14 protein-coding genes are annotated in these 15,274 nt (G+C 69.2%); 3 read left to right on the top strand and 11 right to left on the bottom strand.

All coding sequences use genetic code 11. The features are described from left to right. The first annotated feature begins 216 nt into the window (after positions 1–216). Both HCC78_RS03775 and HCC78_RS03770 read left to right on the top strand, forming a co-directional pair. Complete coding sequence (locus HCC78_RS03775; protein WP_172327401.1) at positions 217–1,638, top strand: TrkH family potassium uptake protein; 1,422 nt, start codon at positions 217–219, stop codon at positions 1,636–1,638. A 108-nt stretch (positions 1,639–1,746) separates the two neighbouring features. After that, positions 1,747–3,387, top strand: coding sequence for a hypothetical protein (locus tag HCC78_RS03770; RefSeq protein WP_172327400.1), 1,641 nt, complete (start codon positions 1,747–1,749; stop codon positions 3,385–3,387). Here HCC78_RS03770 and HCC78_RS03765 read toward each other — a convergent pair. From HCC78_RS03765 to HCC78_RS03715, 11 genes are all read right to left on the bottom strand, one after another. Beyond that, a complete protein-coding gene (locus HCC78_RS03765; protein ID WP_172327399.1) occupies positions 3,356–4,354 on the bottom strand; it encodes a sulfotransferase family 2 domain-containing protein in 999 nt (332 codons plus the stop codon). The genes HCC78_RS03770 and HCC78_RS03765 overlap by 32 nt on opposite strands. 123 nt (positions 4,355–4,477) lie before the next feature. After that, positions 4,478–5,239 (bottom strand): ABC transporter permease, encoded by a 762-nt coding sequence (locus HCC78_RS03760; protein ID WP_172327398.1) that lies wholly within the window; start codon positions 5,237–5,239, stop codon positions 4,478–4,480. Beyond that, positions 5,236–5,982, bottom strand: a complete 747-nt coding sequence (locus tag HCC78_RS03755) for an ABC transporter permease (protein ID WP_216671011.1) — start codon at positions 5,980–5,982, stop codon at positions 5,236–5,238. Before HCC78_RS03755 ends, HCC78_RS03760 begins: the two co-directional genes overlap by 4 nt. Positions 5,983–6,035: 53 nt before the next feature. Continuing rightward, positions 6,036–7,049 carry an ABC transporter substrate-binding protein gene (locus HCC78_RS03750; protein ID WP_172327396.1) on the bottom strand — a complete coding sequence of 338 codons (1,014 nt, stop codon included), beginning with the start codon at positions 7,047–7,049 and terminating at the stop codon, positions 6,036–6,038. A gap of 54 nt (positions 7,050–7,103) precedes the next feature. Next, a complete protein-coding gene (locus HCC78_RS03745; RefSeq protein WP_172327395.1) occupies positions 7,104–7,901 on the bottom strand; it encodes an ABC transporter ATP-binding protein in 798 nt (265 codons plus the stop codon). Positions 7,902–7,942: 41 nt separating this feature from the next. Continuing rightward, the gene (locus HCC78_RS03740; RefSeq protein ID WP_172327394.1) at positions 7,943–8,881 is read right to left on the bottom strand and encodes a nucleoside hydrolase; all 939 of its coding nucleotides are present in this window, start codon (positions 8,879–8,881) and stop codon (positions 7,943–7,945) included. Continuing rightward, positions 8,881–9,807: an AraC family ligand binding domain-containing protein gene (locus tag HCC78_RS03735; RefSeq protein ID WP_172327393.1), complete on the bottom strand. Its 927-nt coding sequence runs from the start codon at positions 9,805–9,807 to the stop codon at positions 8,881–8,883. The genes HCC78_RS03740 and HCC78_RS03735 overlap by 1 nt, the downstream gene beginning before the upstream one ends. Further along, positions 9,804–11,060 carry a hydantoinase/carbamoylase family amidase gene (locus tag HCC78_RS03730; RefSeq protein ID WP_172327392.1) on the bottom strand — a complete coding sequence of 419 codons (1,257 nt, stop codon included), beginning with the start codon at positions 11,058–11,060 and terminating at the stop codon, positions 9,804–9,806. The genes HCC78_RS03735 and HCC78_RS03730 overlap by 4 nt, the downstream gene beginning before the upstream one ends. Positions 11,061–11,063: 3 nt before the next feature. Next, positions 11,064–11,942 carry an alpha/beta fold hydrolase gene (locus tag HCC78_RS03725; RefSeq protein ID WP_172327391.1) on the bottom strand — a complete coding sequence of 293 codons (879 nt, stop codon included), beginning with the start codon at positions 11,940–11,942 and terminating at the stop codon, positions 11,064–11,066. Positions 11,943–11,953: 11 nt separating this feature from the next. Further along, complete coding sequence (locus HCC78_RS03720) at positions 11,954–13,078, bottom strand: pyridoxal phosphate-dependent aminotransferase (protein WP_172327390.1); 1,125 nt, start codon at positions 13,076–13,078, stop codon at positions 11,954–11,956. Continuing rightward, complete coding sequence (locus tag HCC78_RS03715) at positions 13,078–13,860, bottom strand: SDR family oxidoreductase (protein ID WP_172327389.1); 783 nt, start codon at positions 13,858–13,860, stop codon at positions 13,078–13,080. The genes HCC78_RS03720 and HCC78_RS03715 overlap by 1 nt, the downstream gene beginning before the upstream one ends. A 337-nt stretch (positions 13,861–14,197) precedes the next feature. On the opposite strand from HCC78_RS03715, the gene HCC78_RS03710 reads away from it, so the two are divergent. Continuing rightward, complete coding sequence (locus HCC78_RS03710) at positions 14,198–15,265, top strand: ABC transporter ATP-binding protein (protein ID WP_172327388.1); 1,068 nt, start codon at positions 14,198–14,200, stop codon at positions 15,263–15,265. Positions 15,266–15,274 lie beyond the last annotated feature (9 nt).

Here is a 15,274-nt window from a genome sequence, read left to right as displayed (position 1 = left end):
TGTCGCCAGCTGCCGCTGCCGCGGCGGGCAGGCGGCAGGCCCGCGGAACCGGTCCCGGCCGGAGGAGGTCCCGGGCGGCGGCAGGAGGATTGTCCGTCCGCCGGGGCTGCAATAAGATCGGCCGCGTGTTCCGGTTCCTCCGCTCCCTGCACTGACGCGGCAGGCAGCGGATTTCGGCCCGGGCAGGCGCGCCGGTCCGGAGGGTGGCAGCTCGATATGCGCTTTGTGATCTTCGTGAACGGGCTGGTGCTGCAGTTCTTCGCCGCGCTGATGGCGGTCGACGCCCTGTTCTTCCATGCCACCGCGGCCAGCTTCGGCCTTGCCGCGATCGTGACCGGAACCGTGGGCGCGCTGGTCAGCCTCGCCAGCGCCTCCTCGCCCGAGGGGCTGCGGCGTCCGCATATCTTCCTGCTGACCACCTCGGTCTGGATGACGGCCGCGCTGGCCGGGGCGGTGCCCTTGGGGATGTGGTCGCTGCCCGGCACCGATGCGCTCTTCGAGGCGATGTCGGGCATCACGACCACCGGCGCCACGGTGATGAGCGGCCTCGACGGCACGCCGCGGGGCGTGATCTTCTGGCGCGCCACGCTGCAGGCGGTGGGCGGGGTCGGGTTCATCGTGACCGGCATGGCGCTGCTGCCCATCCTGCGCGTCGGCGGCATGCAGCTGTTCCGCACCGAGAGTTCGGACAAGGGCGAGAAGGAGCTGCGCAACGCGGCCGGCTTCGCCGCGGCGACGCTCACGGTCTATCTGGGGCTGATCGCGCTCTGCGCGGTGGTCTATGTCGCGGGCGGCATGAATGTCTTCGACGCCGTGACCCATGCGATGACGACGCTCTCCACCGGCGGCTATTCCGGCTACGACGCCTCCTTCGGCCATTTCTCCAGCCCGTTCCTGCAATGGGCCTGCACCTTCTTCATGTTCCTCGGCGCGCTGCCCTTCGCCTGGTACATCCGGGTGTACTACCGGGGCATCTACCGCAGCGAGCAGATCGAGGCGATGGTCTGGACCCTGTCGGTCACCATCTTCGGCCTCACCGCCTGGCTCACCGTCTCCAGCGGCATGCCCGCCTCCGATGCGCTGCGGCTTGTGGCCTTCAACGTGGTCTCGGTGGTGACGACCACCGGCTATGCCAGCACCGACTACACGACCTGGGGTCCGTTCGCGGCGGCGGCCTTCTTCGTGCTGACGGCAGTCGGCGGCTGCACCGGCTCGACCGCCGGCGGGGCCAAGGCGATGCGCTGGCTGCTGGCAGCGCGCGCGGTGGTGGCGCAGATCAAGACGATCCAGTCGCCGAGCCGCATCGTCACCGTCCGCTACGAGGGGCGCCGCGTCGAGGAGGACGTGCTGAACGGCGTCAGCTCGTTCTTCCTGTTCTACTTCGCGACCTTCGCGGTGCTGTCGCTCGTGCTGTCGCTGCTGGGGCTGGACATGGCGACGGCGGCCAGCGGCGCGCTGACCGCGCTGGCCAATGTCGGGCCGGGGGTCGGCACTGTGATCGGCCCAGCCGGGAATTTCGAGGCGCTGACCGATCCCGAGAAGCTTGTGCTGGTCTTCGGCATGCTGCTCGGACGGCTGGAGATGCTGACCGCGCTGGTGCTGCTGACGCCGGTCTTCTGGCGCGAAACGGCGTTCTGACGCGCTGCCCGGCGGCCGAAGATTTGCCGCAGCCTGCCGCATGCCCATCCGGGTTAGGGTCGCGGCATCTCCCGGCAGGGACAGGGGACCGGCAGGATGGAATTCGGCATGGCGGACATCATGGCAGCAGACTGCCTCCTTCTCGGGGCGAAGGGAAAGCGCGTCGCGCTGTGGCTGCTGCCGGGCGTGGTGCCGGAGCTGCTGTCCGCCGCCTTCCGCGAAGCCGCCGGGGACGAGGGACGCCTGCTGCCCGCCGACCATCCGGCGCTTGCGGAGCCGGGCCTGCTGCGGGTGGCGGCCGTTCGCAACCCGTACGCGCGGCTCGCCGCGATGGCGGAAGCCGCGGGGACCGGCCTGCTGGAGCTGCTGGCGGAGGCGCCGCCGCCCGGTCAGGCGGAGCTTCTGGGCGGCGGCGCCGTCGCCTTCGACCACGTGATCCATGCCGAGGCGCTCGGCACCGACCTCCCGGCGCTGCTGGCGGAGCTGTTCGGCGCCGCGGATGTCGCGGCTCCGGAGGCGCTGCCCGGACCTCCCGCCATCCCGCGGGACGCGGCAAGGCGCGTCCGCAGCCTGCATGCCGCGGATTTCCGGCTGCTCGGCTATCCCGCCGATCGGCGATTTGCCGCCTTCCACGCCAGGCGCCTGCGGCTGCCGGTGCCCGCGGGCCGGGGCTACCGGCTGGCCTTCGGCGGGCCGCGACAGGCGCGCAGCCCGGATTCGCCGACCTTCCGCGAGGCCTGGCAGCATATCGGCGCGAAGAGGATGAACAAGGGCCGCATGGACTTCGCCGCCATCGCGCGCGCCGGGACCGGCCGGGAGGCGCACCGCGCCTTCGACGCCGCGGCCTACTGCCAGATGAAGGGAGACGGCCGGGACGCGGGCTGCGACGCGTTCTTCGCGCGGCCGGGGCTGGGCCGCTTCGGCATGACGCCGGGCCTGGCCTACCTGGCGGCGCAGGCGCTCTGGCGCGGCGACTGGGACCGGTACTGGGCGCTTGTTCCGCAGCTTCCGGCCTGGGACCCGGCCTGGTTCGGGCCGTGGAACCGCGGCCTGTCCACCCGGGTCGAGCGCGGAACCTGCGCGGGGCTCGACCGGATGGCACGCGCCGCGCCGGCCCTGCCGCCGCAGGCAGGCGAGGCGCCGGTGGTGCTGATGGCGGCGGACAGGGTCTATGCGGCGGAGCATGGCGAGGCCGCGCTGCGCAGCTGCCGCGCGGCAGGCGAGGCGGATATCGTGCTGGCCGTCGCCAATCCGGACCCGGACCTGGCCGAGCGCCTGCAGGCGCTTGCAGCGGAACTCGGCGGCATCGAGCTGCGGCTGCTCGGCGGGCTGCCGGAGGAGCGGGCCTATTACGCCAGCCTGCGCTACCTGATCGCGCCCGAGCTGATGCGGACCCGCCGCAGGCCGGTCTTCGTCTTCGACATCGACATCCTCTTCCGGGAAAGCGCCGCCGCGTTCTTCGCCCGGACCGGGCAGCCGCGCGACCGGATCGGGCTGCGCATCTCCCCGCGCTACTGCTATCCGTGGCAGCGGATCACGGTGAACAGCCTCTATCTGCCCTATGGTCCGGAAGGCCTGGCCTTCGCCACGCACATGCGGCTGTTCCTCGAGATGCAGTTCAGCGTTCCGGGGTCGCCCGACCTGTGGTGGATCGACCAGAATGCGGCGCTCTCGGCATCGGTCCATGCGCAGGACGGAGCGATCCGCAATCTCGACGTCAACGGCTTCGTGGAGTTTCCGCGGGACTGACCCCCGGGCCGAGGGGACACTCCTCCCCGGCACGGCGGCGCAGGTTGGCGGCGCGTTCCGGCGGGAGGCGGCCGCCGGCCTCCGCGGCATCCAGCGCGGCGCGGAAGGCGGCGGGCGCGCCGGCGGGATCCGGCAGGCCCAGCCTGCGGGCCGCAAGGCGGACCGAACGCTGCGGCGGCTCCGTCCGGACGGGCGGCAGCCCTGCCTCCTCCAATTCCGTCGAATAGCCGAGCAGCTCGAAATCGCGGGCATAGAGTTTGCGGACCAGGGCGATTTCCGCCGGTCCATAGTGCCCGGCCAGCTTGCCGCCCGCGCCGGTGGCATGGTGGCGGCCCGGCCCGGCCTCGGCAGCCTCCTCCGCCCCTCCGTAATAGCGCCGCTTCGCCTCGGCGAAATCCCCGCCGAAGGTCTCGAAGGCGCCGAGGAAGTCGTAGGCGACGTCGCCGAGCATCAGCAGCCGGCTCTGATCGGCGAAATGGATGTCGCGCGCGCTTTCCGGCCGCGAGGCAAGCGCGCGCAGGAAGGCGGGGAAATCGGGCATGGCGTCCGGCGGCAGGCCGAGCCGGGGCAGGTGGCGGCTGCGTTCCCAGCTGCTGGCGACCAGCTTGTCGAGATAGCCCGACAGGACCCTCGTGAAGGGGTTGCGCGTGAAGGAGAAGCGGCGGACCGGCCCGAACAGGATGGCCCGGCGCTGGGGCACCGGCAGCGCACTGAGCCGCGGCAGGGGCGAGGCGTCGCGGTCATGCACGCGGGCCAGCCCGGAGGAGGGCGGGCGCCCGGCGGCGCGGGACTGCATGAAGTCCTTGACGGCGGTGCAGGCGACTTTCGGCGTCTCGACATAGGCGATGCCGCGGGCGGGATCGGGATTGACCAGGTAGTCGAGCTGGCGCCCGTTCGCGCCCAGCCGCGCCGCGAGCCCGGGAAGCGGGGCCGCTGCCCCGGGGGGCTGTCCTGCCGTGTCTGCCAAGCTGCCGGACCCTCCTGCCGCGGAATTCCCTGGGCCATGATGGCTGCCCGGGCGCGCGGCTGCAAGCGCGTCAGGTCAGCGGCGGGTGCGGCCTGTCGCCGGCCACACCCCGGTGCGGGCGTCTCAGCGCCAGAAGACCAGCCGCCGCTCCAGCCACGAGACGACGCCGAAGAAGGCGAGGCTGGCCAGCGAGGCGATGAAGATCGCGGCCCAGACCTGCACGAAGTCGATGACGACCACGGCCTGGTAGATCACCCAGCCGAGCCCGCCATAGGCGCCGAGCATCTCGGTCACGATGGCGACGATCAGGCTGCGCACGGTGGACAGCCGCATCCCCGACAGGATCAGGGGCAGCGCGGTCGGCAGGCGCAGCTTCCACAGGATGGCGGCGCGGCTGGCGCCGAAGCTGCGCATCAGGTTGACGCTGCGCTCGTCGACGCGGTCGAAGCCCGCCAGCGCCGAGACGAACATGGTGAAGCTGACCGCCACGGCGACCATGACGATCTTCGAGGTCATGCCCATGCCGAACCACAGCAGGATCAGCGGCGAGAAGGCCACGACCGGGACCGAGTTCACCGCGGTCGCCGCGGGCACGATCACCTTGCGCAGCGGCGGGACCAGCGTCACGCAGAGCGCCAGGCCGACGCCGATCGCGCCGCCCAGCAGGTAGCCCGCGACGGACTCGCCCAGCGTGTAGGCCGCGGCATTGCCCAAGGCGGCGCGGGCGGTCCAGATGCGGGCGACGATCTCGGAGACGGCCGGAAGGATGTAGCTCGGCAGGTCGAAGCCGCGGGCGACGAATTCCCAGACCAGGAACAGCGCCACGCCGCCGAAGATGCCGCGCGCCAGCGCGTGGCGGGACGGAGCCATGGGATCGGTGCTCATGCGTCGCTGCCTCCCCAGAACACGATGCGCCGCTCGGCGAAGCCGATGGCGGAGAAGAGCGCCACGCCGAGAAGCGCGGAACAGAAGACGCTGGCCCAGATCGCGACCATGTTCTCGGCATACATGCCCTGCAGCAGCAGGACGCCCAGCCCGGTCGTGTCGCCGAACCACTCGCCGACGACCGCGCCGGCCAGGCCGAGCGCGGAGGCGATGCGCAGCGCGACGAAGATATGCGGCAGCGCGGTCGGGAAGCGCAGCTTGCGCAGGATCTCGCCCTCGGAGGCGCCGAAGCTCTTCAGCAGCTGTACCTGCTTCTGGTCGACGGCACGCATGCCCAGCAGCGTGTTCACGGTCACCGGAAAGAAGGTCAGGTAGAAGACGATCACGGATTTCGCCAGGATCGTGTTGCCGAACCACATGACGACCAGCGCGCCGAAGGCGATCACCGGGATGGTCTGGGACACGATGAAGATCGGGAAGACGGTCTCGCGCAGGAAACGCAGCCGCGAGAAGGCGATGCCGATGCCGATGCCGAACAGCGCCCCGGCCGCGAAGCCGTAGAGCGTTTCCAGCCCGGTGCGGATGATCGCGTCGCGATAGGCCGCGGGGGTGCGCAGGATGGCCTCGAACACGGCCGAGGGGCGCGGCAGGACATAGGGGCGGATGCCGAGCGCGATGACGATCAGCTCGACCGCGGCCAGCACCGCCGCCAGCGCCAGCACGCCGCGGAGCAGGGGGAGCACGGCGCCGAAGCGCCGTGCAGCGGGGAAGGACCCCGCAGGTGCCGGGACTGCCGTCATTTCGGCAGGCGCTCCGCCACCGGGATGGCGTCGACATACTGGCTGTCGAAGGCCTTGCCGAGGTCGATCGGACCTTCCAGCACCTCGTAGTCGACCATGATCTGGTGGGCCTTGCCGACCGCGTCCATGTCGATGGTGAAGAGCCCGTCGGTCGCCGCGGCGCCGGCCATCATGATCTTCTCGATCTCGTCGAGCATGAATTCCTGGTGGGCGCGGTCGAGGGTCGGGGCCTCCTTCAGGATCAGGTCGATTGCGGCGCCCTTGTCGGCGAAGGTGTCGAGCCAGCCCTTGACCGAGGCACGCACGAAGCCCTGCACCAGCTCGGGATGCTCGGCGGCCCAGTCATTGCCGACGATCAGCGTGTCGCGCGGGAAGGAGACGCCGTAATCCTCGGGGACGAAGCGCTTGAGGTTCTCCTCGCCGACGCGCTGCATCAGCGTGTAGTACTCGTTGTAGCGCGTCGCGGTGACGACGTCGATCTGGCCGTCGACGAAGGGCGTGACCGAAACCTGCTGCGGCTGGATGTTCATTGTCGAACGGTCCAGCCCGTTCGCCGCCAGCATCGCGTAGAGCACGTAGTTTGCGCCTGTGAACCAGGTCGTGATCGAGGCGTCCTGGAAATCCGCCAGCTCCTGCACCGGGCCGTCGGCCTTGGAGACGAAGACGAAGGGCGTTTCCTGGTGGGCGATGCCGATGCAGGTGATCGGCAGGCCCTTCTCGATCGCCGCGAAGACGGAGTCGGTGCCGCCCGACAGGCCGAACGTGTCCGATCCGGTGGCGACGAGGTTCTCGGTCAGCAGGTTCGGGCCGCCCGGGTTGATCGTCAGGTCGAGGCCCTCGTCGGCATAGTAGCCCTTGGCCTTCGCCATGTAGAAGCCGACGAACTGCGCCTGCGGCAGCCATTTGAGCCGCAGCGAGACCTCGGTCAGGTCCTGCGCCATGGCGGGCGCGCCGATGACGGCGGCAGAGGCGACGGCGCCGAGGGTGGAGAGGAAGGAACGTCTTTTCATGGGAGTCTCCGTGCTGTTGGAAAGGGCCCGGTTCGCCCGGGCTCCGGTGCGGCCCTAATGCGGGTTCGGGCCGAAGGTCTTCATGCTCTCTTCCTCGATCGCATCGAGCAGGTCGCGCTTGAGAGCGATGAATTCGGGGGAGGTGACGAGATCGGCGCCGCGCGGCCGCGGCAGGTCGACCTTGCGCTCCAGCTTGATCGCGCCGGGGCGCGCGGTCATCACCAGCACGCGGTCGCCGAGGAAGATCGCCTCGTCGACGTCATGGGTGATGAAGAGGACGGTGCGTCGGTGCTTCTGCCAGACATCGAGCAGCCATCGCTGCATCATCGAGCGCGTCAGCGCGTCGAGCGCGCCGAAGGGCTCGTCCAGAAGCATCAGGTCCCGCTTGAACATGAAGGTGCGCATCAGCGCCACGCGCTGGCGCATGCCGCCCGACAGCTCGTGGGGGTACTGTTTCGCGAAGCCCGCAAGCCCGAATTCCGGCAGCATCCGCTCGGCTTCGCGTCGGGCCTCGGCGCGGTTGGCGCCCTCGATCTCCAAGGGCAGAATGGCGTTGTCGATGACGTTGCGCCACGCGAGCAGCAGGTCGCGCTGCGGCATGAAGGAGACCTTGCCGAGGAGGTCGCGCGCCATGACCGACCGGCCTTCGAAGCGCAGGACCGAGCCGCTGTCGGGTTCTTCCAGCCCCGAGACGATGTTGAAGAGCGTGGACTTGCCGCAGCCCGAGGGGCCGACGACGGTGACGAATTCGCCCGGCTGCACCTTCAGGTCGACGCCGTTGAGCGCCTGCACCTCGCCGAAGGTCTTGGACAGGGTGCGCAGGTCGAGGATCGGCTCTGCGGTGTCGGTCATGGCTGCCTCCGCGGCGGTGAAATCGGTCTGGGGTCGGGTCATCATGAGAGGGCGGCCTCCACCATCGAGAAGAACGCGGCATTGTCCGCGGTCTCGATCACGCGGGCGTTCTCGGCGTAGTCGGGCCAGCGCGCGCCCAGCTTGGCGGGATGCACCGCCGAGAAGCCGCGGGCGATGGTGCCGCCGGTCTCGATCCGCACCACGGCGCCGCGGGCGGCGGTGATCAGGTCCGGGTTGATCGCGCAGGCGCAGGTCAGCGTGTCGGGATAGGTGCAGATCACGCGGCCGTAGCGTTCCTTCGCCACCGTGCGCGGGGTCTTCGACACCTTGGCGTGGAATTCAGACAGCGGCGTGCCGAGCGCGTCGAGCCGGGCGAGCTGTTCGCCGTCGAAGACCGCGCTCTTCAGCGTCAACGTCCAGGTGGACAGGGTGATGTCGAACCCCGCGCGGAAGACGATCGCGGCCGCCTCGGGGTCGATGTAGAAATTGAATTCGGCGCAGGGCGTGACATTGCCGACCGAATTGTCGGTGCCGCCCATGATCCAGAGGTGCTTAAGCGCCTTGGCGATGCGCGGCTCCTTGGTAACGGCAAGCGCGAGGTTGGTCAGCGGCGCCTGGGCGATCATCTCGATCTCGCCGGGGGCCGCCATGATCCTCTCGATCAGCGCATCGACCGCGTGCTGCGTCTCCGGGCGCTGGCGGGCGGGGGGAAACCCCGCGCCGCTCATGCCGTCCGCGCCATGCATCTGCGCGGGCTCCCAGTCTGCCAGCAGCGGCTTGCGCGCGCCCAGATAGACCGGGACCGCGCCCGACATCCCCGCCGCCTCGATCGTGGCCAGCGCGTTCTCGGCCTGCTGGTCGAAATCGACATTGCCGTTGCAGATCGTCACGGCCTCCAGCGTCACGCCCGGGCTCTTCATCGCCAGGAGCAGCGAGAAGCAGTCGTCGCCTGCCGTGTCGGTGTCGATGATCAGCCGCATCAGTAGAACTCGAACCCCATGGTGCGCGCGTGGTAGTAGAGCCCGCCATCCTGCACGATCAGGAACTCGGCCCGGGTGTCGCCGTCATTGTGGTGGCTGTGCTTCTCGGCCGGCGGGGTCAGCAGCGTCGCCCAGGGCGACCAGTCGCATTTCAGGTCCCCGACCATCGAATAGGCCGGATCGCCGGCTACCGCGAGGGTCAATGCCGCCGAGTTGTGCTTGTGCGGCGGCTGGAAGCTGTGCGGTTTCAGCGTGTTCAGCGACAGCGTCAGCGTCGGCGCGATGTTGCGGCTGGCCTCGGTCGGCTCGGCCGAGAAGATCAGCGCATGGCCCGAAGTGCTGTCATTCGCGTCGCGGCCATAGACCACGTCGAGCTGATGGGTGATCTCGTCCGCGGGGTAATGCACGAAGCCGGTCGCAGCCTCCTCGCCGGTGATCGGCGCGGCCTTCTCGAAGGCAAGCTGCGGATCATTGCCCACCGCCCAGAACACGGCGGTTTCCGACGCTTCGATGCGGCTCTCCACCCCGCCGGGCAGCAGGAAGACGTCGCCCTTGCCGAGCTCCGCCGTCTCGTCGCCGACGATGATCCTGGCGGTGCCTTCTATCACGTACCAGACCGAGGCGGTGCAGGTCAGCGTCACGTCGAGGCCGTCGCCCGCCAGCACGGTGGCGTAGCGCGCCAGCATCAGCGGCGTGGTGGCGGGGAAGCGGCAGCCGAGCTCGGCGGAAAGGTCGCAGAGCACCCAGCCGGTCCCGGTCTTCGCCAGCGCCTGCGCGGGCTCGTCGCGCAGGATGCGCGGCGGCACCGGGGGCAGCTTGATGTTGAAGGCGTTGCCGGAGTTGAAATAGCGGCCCCGCGCCTCGGCCCCGGTCTTGGGCGCGCGCGGATGCTGGACCGGCATTTCGGCCATGTCGTTGATCGTCATGTCAGATCTCCTTGATCGGAAGAGGCGGCGCGGAGGCAGACGTCCAGCAGGACCTGGGCGCCGGCTGCGACATGGGCAGGCTCGGCCCATTCGTCGGGATGGTGGCTCAGCCCGCCGCGGCAGGGGATGAAGATCATCGCCGAGGGGCAGAGCGGCGCCATGTGGCGCGCGTCATGCCCGGCGGCGGAAAGCAGGTCGACCGCCGGGATGCCGTGCGACGCGGCGCTGTCGCGGATGGCGGCGCGAAGCGCGGGCGAGAAATCATTGGCGGGGGCGTCGACCATGCCGCGGACGGCAACCCGGCAGGGCGCGGCCCCGTCCCGCGCAGCAGCTTCCAGCGCCAGGCCCGTGGCGTCGAGGACGGCATTTTCGGGATGGCGCAGGTCGATGCGGAACCGGACCTCCGCAGGCACGACCGAGGGCGCGTTGGGCAGCACCTCCACCCGGCCGATGGTGAAGCGGATATCGGGTCCCGCCGCCAGCGCCGCCGCCTGCATGGCGACCGCGATCCGCGCGAAGGCCTGCACCGCATCCTGGCGGCGTGCCATCGGTTCGGTGCCGGCATGGGCCTCGCGGCCGGTGACGGTGACTTCGTAGGTCTTCTTGCCCTGGATGCCCGAGACCGCGCCGATCACCATGCCGGTGGTCTCCAGCAGGTCGGCCTGTTCGATATGGGGCTCGACATAGGCATGGAGCGGGAAGCCCGGATCGCGGACCGGCACATCCGGGAAGCTCGCGGCCAGCAGGTCCAGCTCCGCGCCCGCGGTGACGCCAGCGGCATCCGCAGCGGCGCGGATATCGGCGAGGCTGCGGGTCCCGGCGAAGACCTCGGAGCCCATCATGCCGGGGGCAAAGCGGCTGCCTTCCTCGTTCATCCAGGCGACCAGCGTGACCGGGCGCGGCGGGACGATGCTCGCGTCATGCAGCGTTTCCAGTGCCTCGAAGGCCGCCAGAACGCCGAAGACCCCGTCAAAGCGCCCGCCGGTCGGCTGGCTGTCGAGATGCGAGCCGATCAGCACTGGCGCGCCCGGTGCGGCGCCCTCCATCTCCAGGAACAGGTTCCCGGCGGTGTCGAAAGCGGGCGACAGCCCGATGGCCTGCCCCCAGCCGATCAGCTTGCGCATGGCGGCACGGTCCTCGGCCGAGAGCGCCTGGCGGTTGACGCCCTTGCCATCGGGCAGGGCGCCAATCGCGGCCATCTCCATCAGCCGCGACCAGAGCCTGCCGCCGTCGATCCGGGGGAGGTCATCCATGGCTCAGTCTGTCCGCATGACCTGGGCGGGGTTGGCGCGCGGATCGCGCAGCCCCCAGGCGCCCGCTTCGGCCTGGGCGATGAACTCGGCGAGATGCAGGTTGAACAGGACCGGCTCTTCCAGGTTCAGCGTGTGGCCGGTCTTCGGCAGGATCAGGAGGCCCGAGGCGGGCATGGTCTTCTTCAGGTAGATACCCGGCTGCAGGCAGTGATCGTCCTCGTCGCCGACCATGACCAGCGTCGGCAGGGTGCAGATCTTGAGCTTGTCCTCCAGATCCCAGAAGGACGGGCGCCGCGCCTGCACGCCGCGCATCGTGTTCGCCGCGCCGACCTTGTCGTGGCGCGCGAGGCGGGCGACGAAGTCCAGATGCCCGCGCGGGTCCTTGTTCTCGAACTGCACCCGGCTTGCGCCGCGTCCGTAGACCTCGGCGAAGCCGACCGGGTCCGTCTCGAACTTCTCGGCCACGGTCAGAGAGACGCCGCGGAAATACTCCTCGGTCTCCTTCTCGCAGCCATAGCCGGCGCCGGCGACGGTCAGGGATAGCGCGCGTTCGGGATAGCTCAGCCCGAAATGCACGGTGGCAAAGCCGCCCATCGACAGCCCGACGATATGTGCCTTCTCGATGCCCAGATCGTCCAGCACCGCGATGGCGTCATCGACGGCGATCGCCTGGGAATACATCTCCATGTCGGCGGGGATGTCCGAGGGCGCATAGCCGCGCGCGGCATAGGTGATGCAGCGGTGGCGGCGCGCGAAATGGCTCATCTGCGGCTCCCACGCGTCGTAGTTGCCGCCGAATTCGTGGATGAACAGGATCGGCGTGCCGGTTTCGCCCGCCGTCTCGTAGTAGATCTTGGTGCCGTCCTTCGCGGTTGCGTACATCCGGCGTCTCCTCAGAACAATGCAGGCACGTCGGTCAGGCCCTTGGCCGTCTCGACATAGGCTGCGAAATTGGCGGCAAGCTTGTCGGCCCAGGCTTCGGGGACCGTGGTCGATACCTTGATGAAGCGGTCGCCGAAGGCGGCGGTATGATACGCGCCCTGGCGGATCATCACCCCGTCCAGCCGCGCGGCCTCGACGATCGCCTCGGGGCGCACGCCCGCGGTCTCGATGATGATGAAGTTGCCGTGCGACGGCCAGACCGGGACGGACATGCCGATGGCTTCGGCCGCGGCCTTGACCTTCTCCTTGTTGGCCAGGTCGATGCGGCGGACGGTGTCCATCCACTCGGCCTTGACCTTCAGCCCGGCAATGGCGCCGCGCTGTGCCACGACATTGCCGCCCAGCACCGAGGTCGAGACCGCGGCCAGTTCGGCGATCAGCGCCGAATTGCCCACGAGCGCGCCGATGCGCATGCCGGCAAGCCCCAGCCACTTGGAGAAGGAGAGCGTGCAGACGGCGTTGTCTGCATCCACGGAGACCGCCGGCGTATGCCCCTCGGCGAAATCGCGATACGTGCAGTCATGCACCAGCAGCGCGCCGAATTCCTTCGCGATGGCGGCGAATTCGGCGATTTCCTCGGCCGTGTAGGTCACGCCCAGCGGGTTGTTGGGGTCGACCAGATAGAGGATGGCGCAGCGCCCGTCGATATGGGCGCGCAGGAGCTCCGGGGTCAGCTTGTAGCCGGTCTCGGGCCCGTAGATCGGCGTCTGCACCACCTCGGCGCCCTGCTGCTCGGCGAACTGGCAGGGCCATTTCCAGGTCGGGTCGGTGGTGACCAGCGTCGTGCCCGGCTTCGCCCGCGCGCGGCAGATCAGGGACAGCGCGTTGACGCCGCCCTCTGTCACCAGTGCCTCCAGTCCAGGGACGCCGACATCCGCGACGACGGCGGCGCGCAGTTCCTCGAAGCCCAGCGGCGGGGCATAGGCGTTGAACTCTCCGGCCTCGATGGAAGCGGTCATCGCCGCCGTCACATCGGGATGGGCCGGGATGTGATTGGTGTTCTGTCCCATCCACGCCAGATCCGGCGTGTTGAACAGGTCGTCGAAATACCGGTTGCGGACGGAGAGGTCGGCCATCAGATCACCGATCCGCGGGCAGAGATGCCGCCGTCGATGGTGACCACGGTGCCGGTGATGTAGCCCGCTTTCGGCGAGGCCAGGAAGGCGCAGAGATCGGCGACCTCTTCGGCGGTGGCGGGGCGCTTGCCCGGGTACTTGGCGTAGAGCTCTTCCCAGCGGCTCTCGTCGCCCAGCATGTCGATCGCCTTGCGCTTCATGATTTTCAGCATGCGGTCGGTATCGACCGGGCCCGGGTTCACGCCGACGACGCGGATGCCGTCATCGAGCGAGCGGCCGCCGATCGCCTTGGTGAAGGACATCAGCGAGGCATTGCCGGTCGAGCCCGCGAAATAGGAGGCGTCCCAGTTCTCGCCGGAATTGCCGATCACGTTGACGATGACGCTGTCCGGCTTGCCCTTGCGCTTGGCGAAGAACAGCCGCGACAGGGTGATGTAGCCGAAGACCTTCAGCTCGAATCCGGTGCGGATCGCCTCGTCGGTGACCTCGTCCAGCGGGCCCGCTGGGATGTCGCCCGCGTTGTTGATCAGGATGTCGTAGTCGCCGGCCGCGGCATCGAGCGCGATCATCGCCTCGGCAGAGCCCAGATCGGCCGGGTGGATGGTGACGGTGACGTCGTGCTCGGCCTCGATCTCTGCCTTCAGCGCCGCCAGGGCCTCGCCGTTGCGGGCGGCGAGATGCAGGTTGCAGCCCTCTGCCGCCAGGGTCTTGGCGCAGCTGTGCCCGATGCCCTTGGAGGCTCCCGTGATCAGGGCGGTCTTGCCGGTCAGGTCCAGTTTCATCGACGTCTCCACTTGGATGCAATAAGTTGTTTTGTGCATACACACAGCCTGCATCCTGTAAACCGATGATTTCACCGGACCGCACGAAATGCAGCGAAATTTGGCACTCAACCCGAAGCCTGCATGCGGCTGCCGGGAAAACCGGCAAACACACATATGGTGTGCAGGTATTTTGCCGTAAAACTAGTCAATTGGAAAATGGCGTACATAAAATTCCACTGTGCATGCAGAATAGATATTTACGGATGCGTCAATTCGATGTGCTTTCGAGTCGATCCCGGCGGCAAGGATGCCCCGGCAGCCGCATCCGCGAATGCCGCGGAAGGAAAGGAGCCCCATGGCCCAGGTGAGCCTTGCAGGCATCGGCAAGACCTATGAAGGGGCCGGCGCCAACACGATTGCCGGTCTCGATCTCGACGTGCAGGACGGCGAGTTCCTCGTGCTGGTCGGACCATCGGGCTGCGGAAAGTCGACGACGCTGCGGATGATCGCCGGGCTGGAGGAGCCGACGGCGGGCGAGATCCGCATCGGCGGCCGCCGCGTAGACGGGCTGGAACCGCGCGAGCGCGGCATTGCCATGGTGTTCCAGAACTACGCGCTCTACCCGCACATGACGGTGGCACAGAACATGAGCTTCGGGCTGCGCCTGGCCAGGCTGCCGCGCGCCGAGATCCGGCGGCGGGTCGAGGGCGCGGCCGAAACGCTGGGACTGTCCGGCCATCTCGACCGCCACCCGAAGGCGCTTTCGGGCGGGCAGCGCCAGCGCGTCGCCATGGGCCGCGCCATCGTGCGCGAGCCGGAGGTGTTTCTGTTCGACGAGCCGCTCAGCAACCTCGACGCCCAGCTGCGCGGCCAGATGCGCGCCGAGATCCGGCGCATCCACGACCGGCTGTCGGCGACGACGATCTATGTCACCCATGACCAGGTCGAGGCGATGACGCTGGCCGACCGGGTGGTTGTGCTGAAGGACGGCAGGATCGAGCAGCAGGGCAGCCCGCAGGAACTGTATGACCGCCCCGCGACGCGCTTCGTGGCGGGCTTCCTCGGCTCGCCGCAGATGAATTTCCTGGCCGCCACGGTGCGGAACGGGGCGCTGGATCTCGGCGGCGGCGCGGTTCTCCCGCTGCCGCCCGGCCGTCCGCTTCCCGAGGGGCGCCGCCTCGATGCCGGCATCCGCCCCGAGGCCTTCGCCGCGGCCGCGCCGGAGGACGCCGCCTTCCATGCCACGGCGACGATGGTCGAGCATCTGGGCGCGACCTCGCTGGTGCATTTCTCCCATGCCGGTCAGGACTGCGCCGCGCTGATGGAGCCCGCCCGCGCGCCGCGGGCCGGGCAGCCGGTCCATCTTTCGGCCGATCCGGCGCGGCTTTCGCTTTTCGACGCGGATTCGGGCCGCGCCGTCTGAACGCCAAGA

This window comes from Mangrovicoccus sp. HB161399, from assembly GCF_013184745.1.
Classification (GTDB): Bacteria; Pseudomonadota; Alphaproteobacteria; order Rhodobacterales; family Rhodobacteraceae; genus Mangrovicoccus.
The sequence above is the reverse complement of the archived record's forward strand: the minus strand, read 5'-3'. Positions and strand labels throughout refer to the sequence as shown.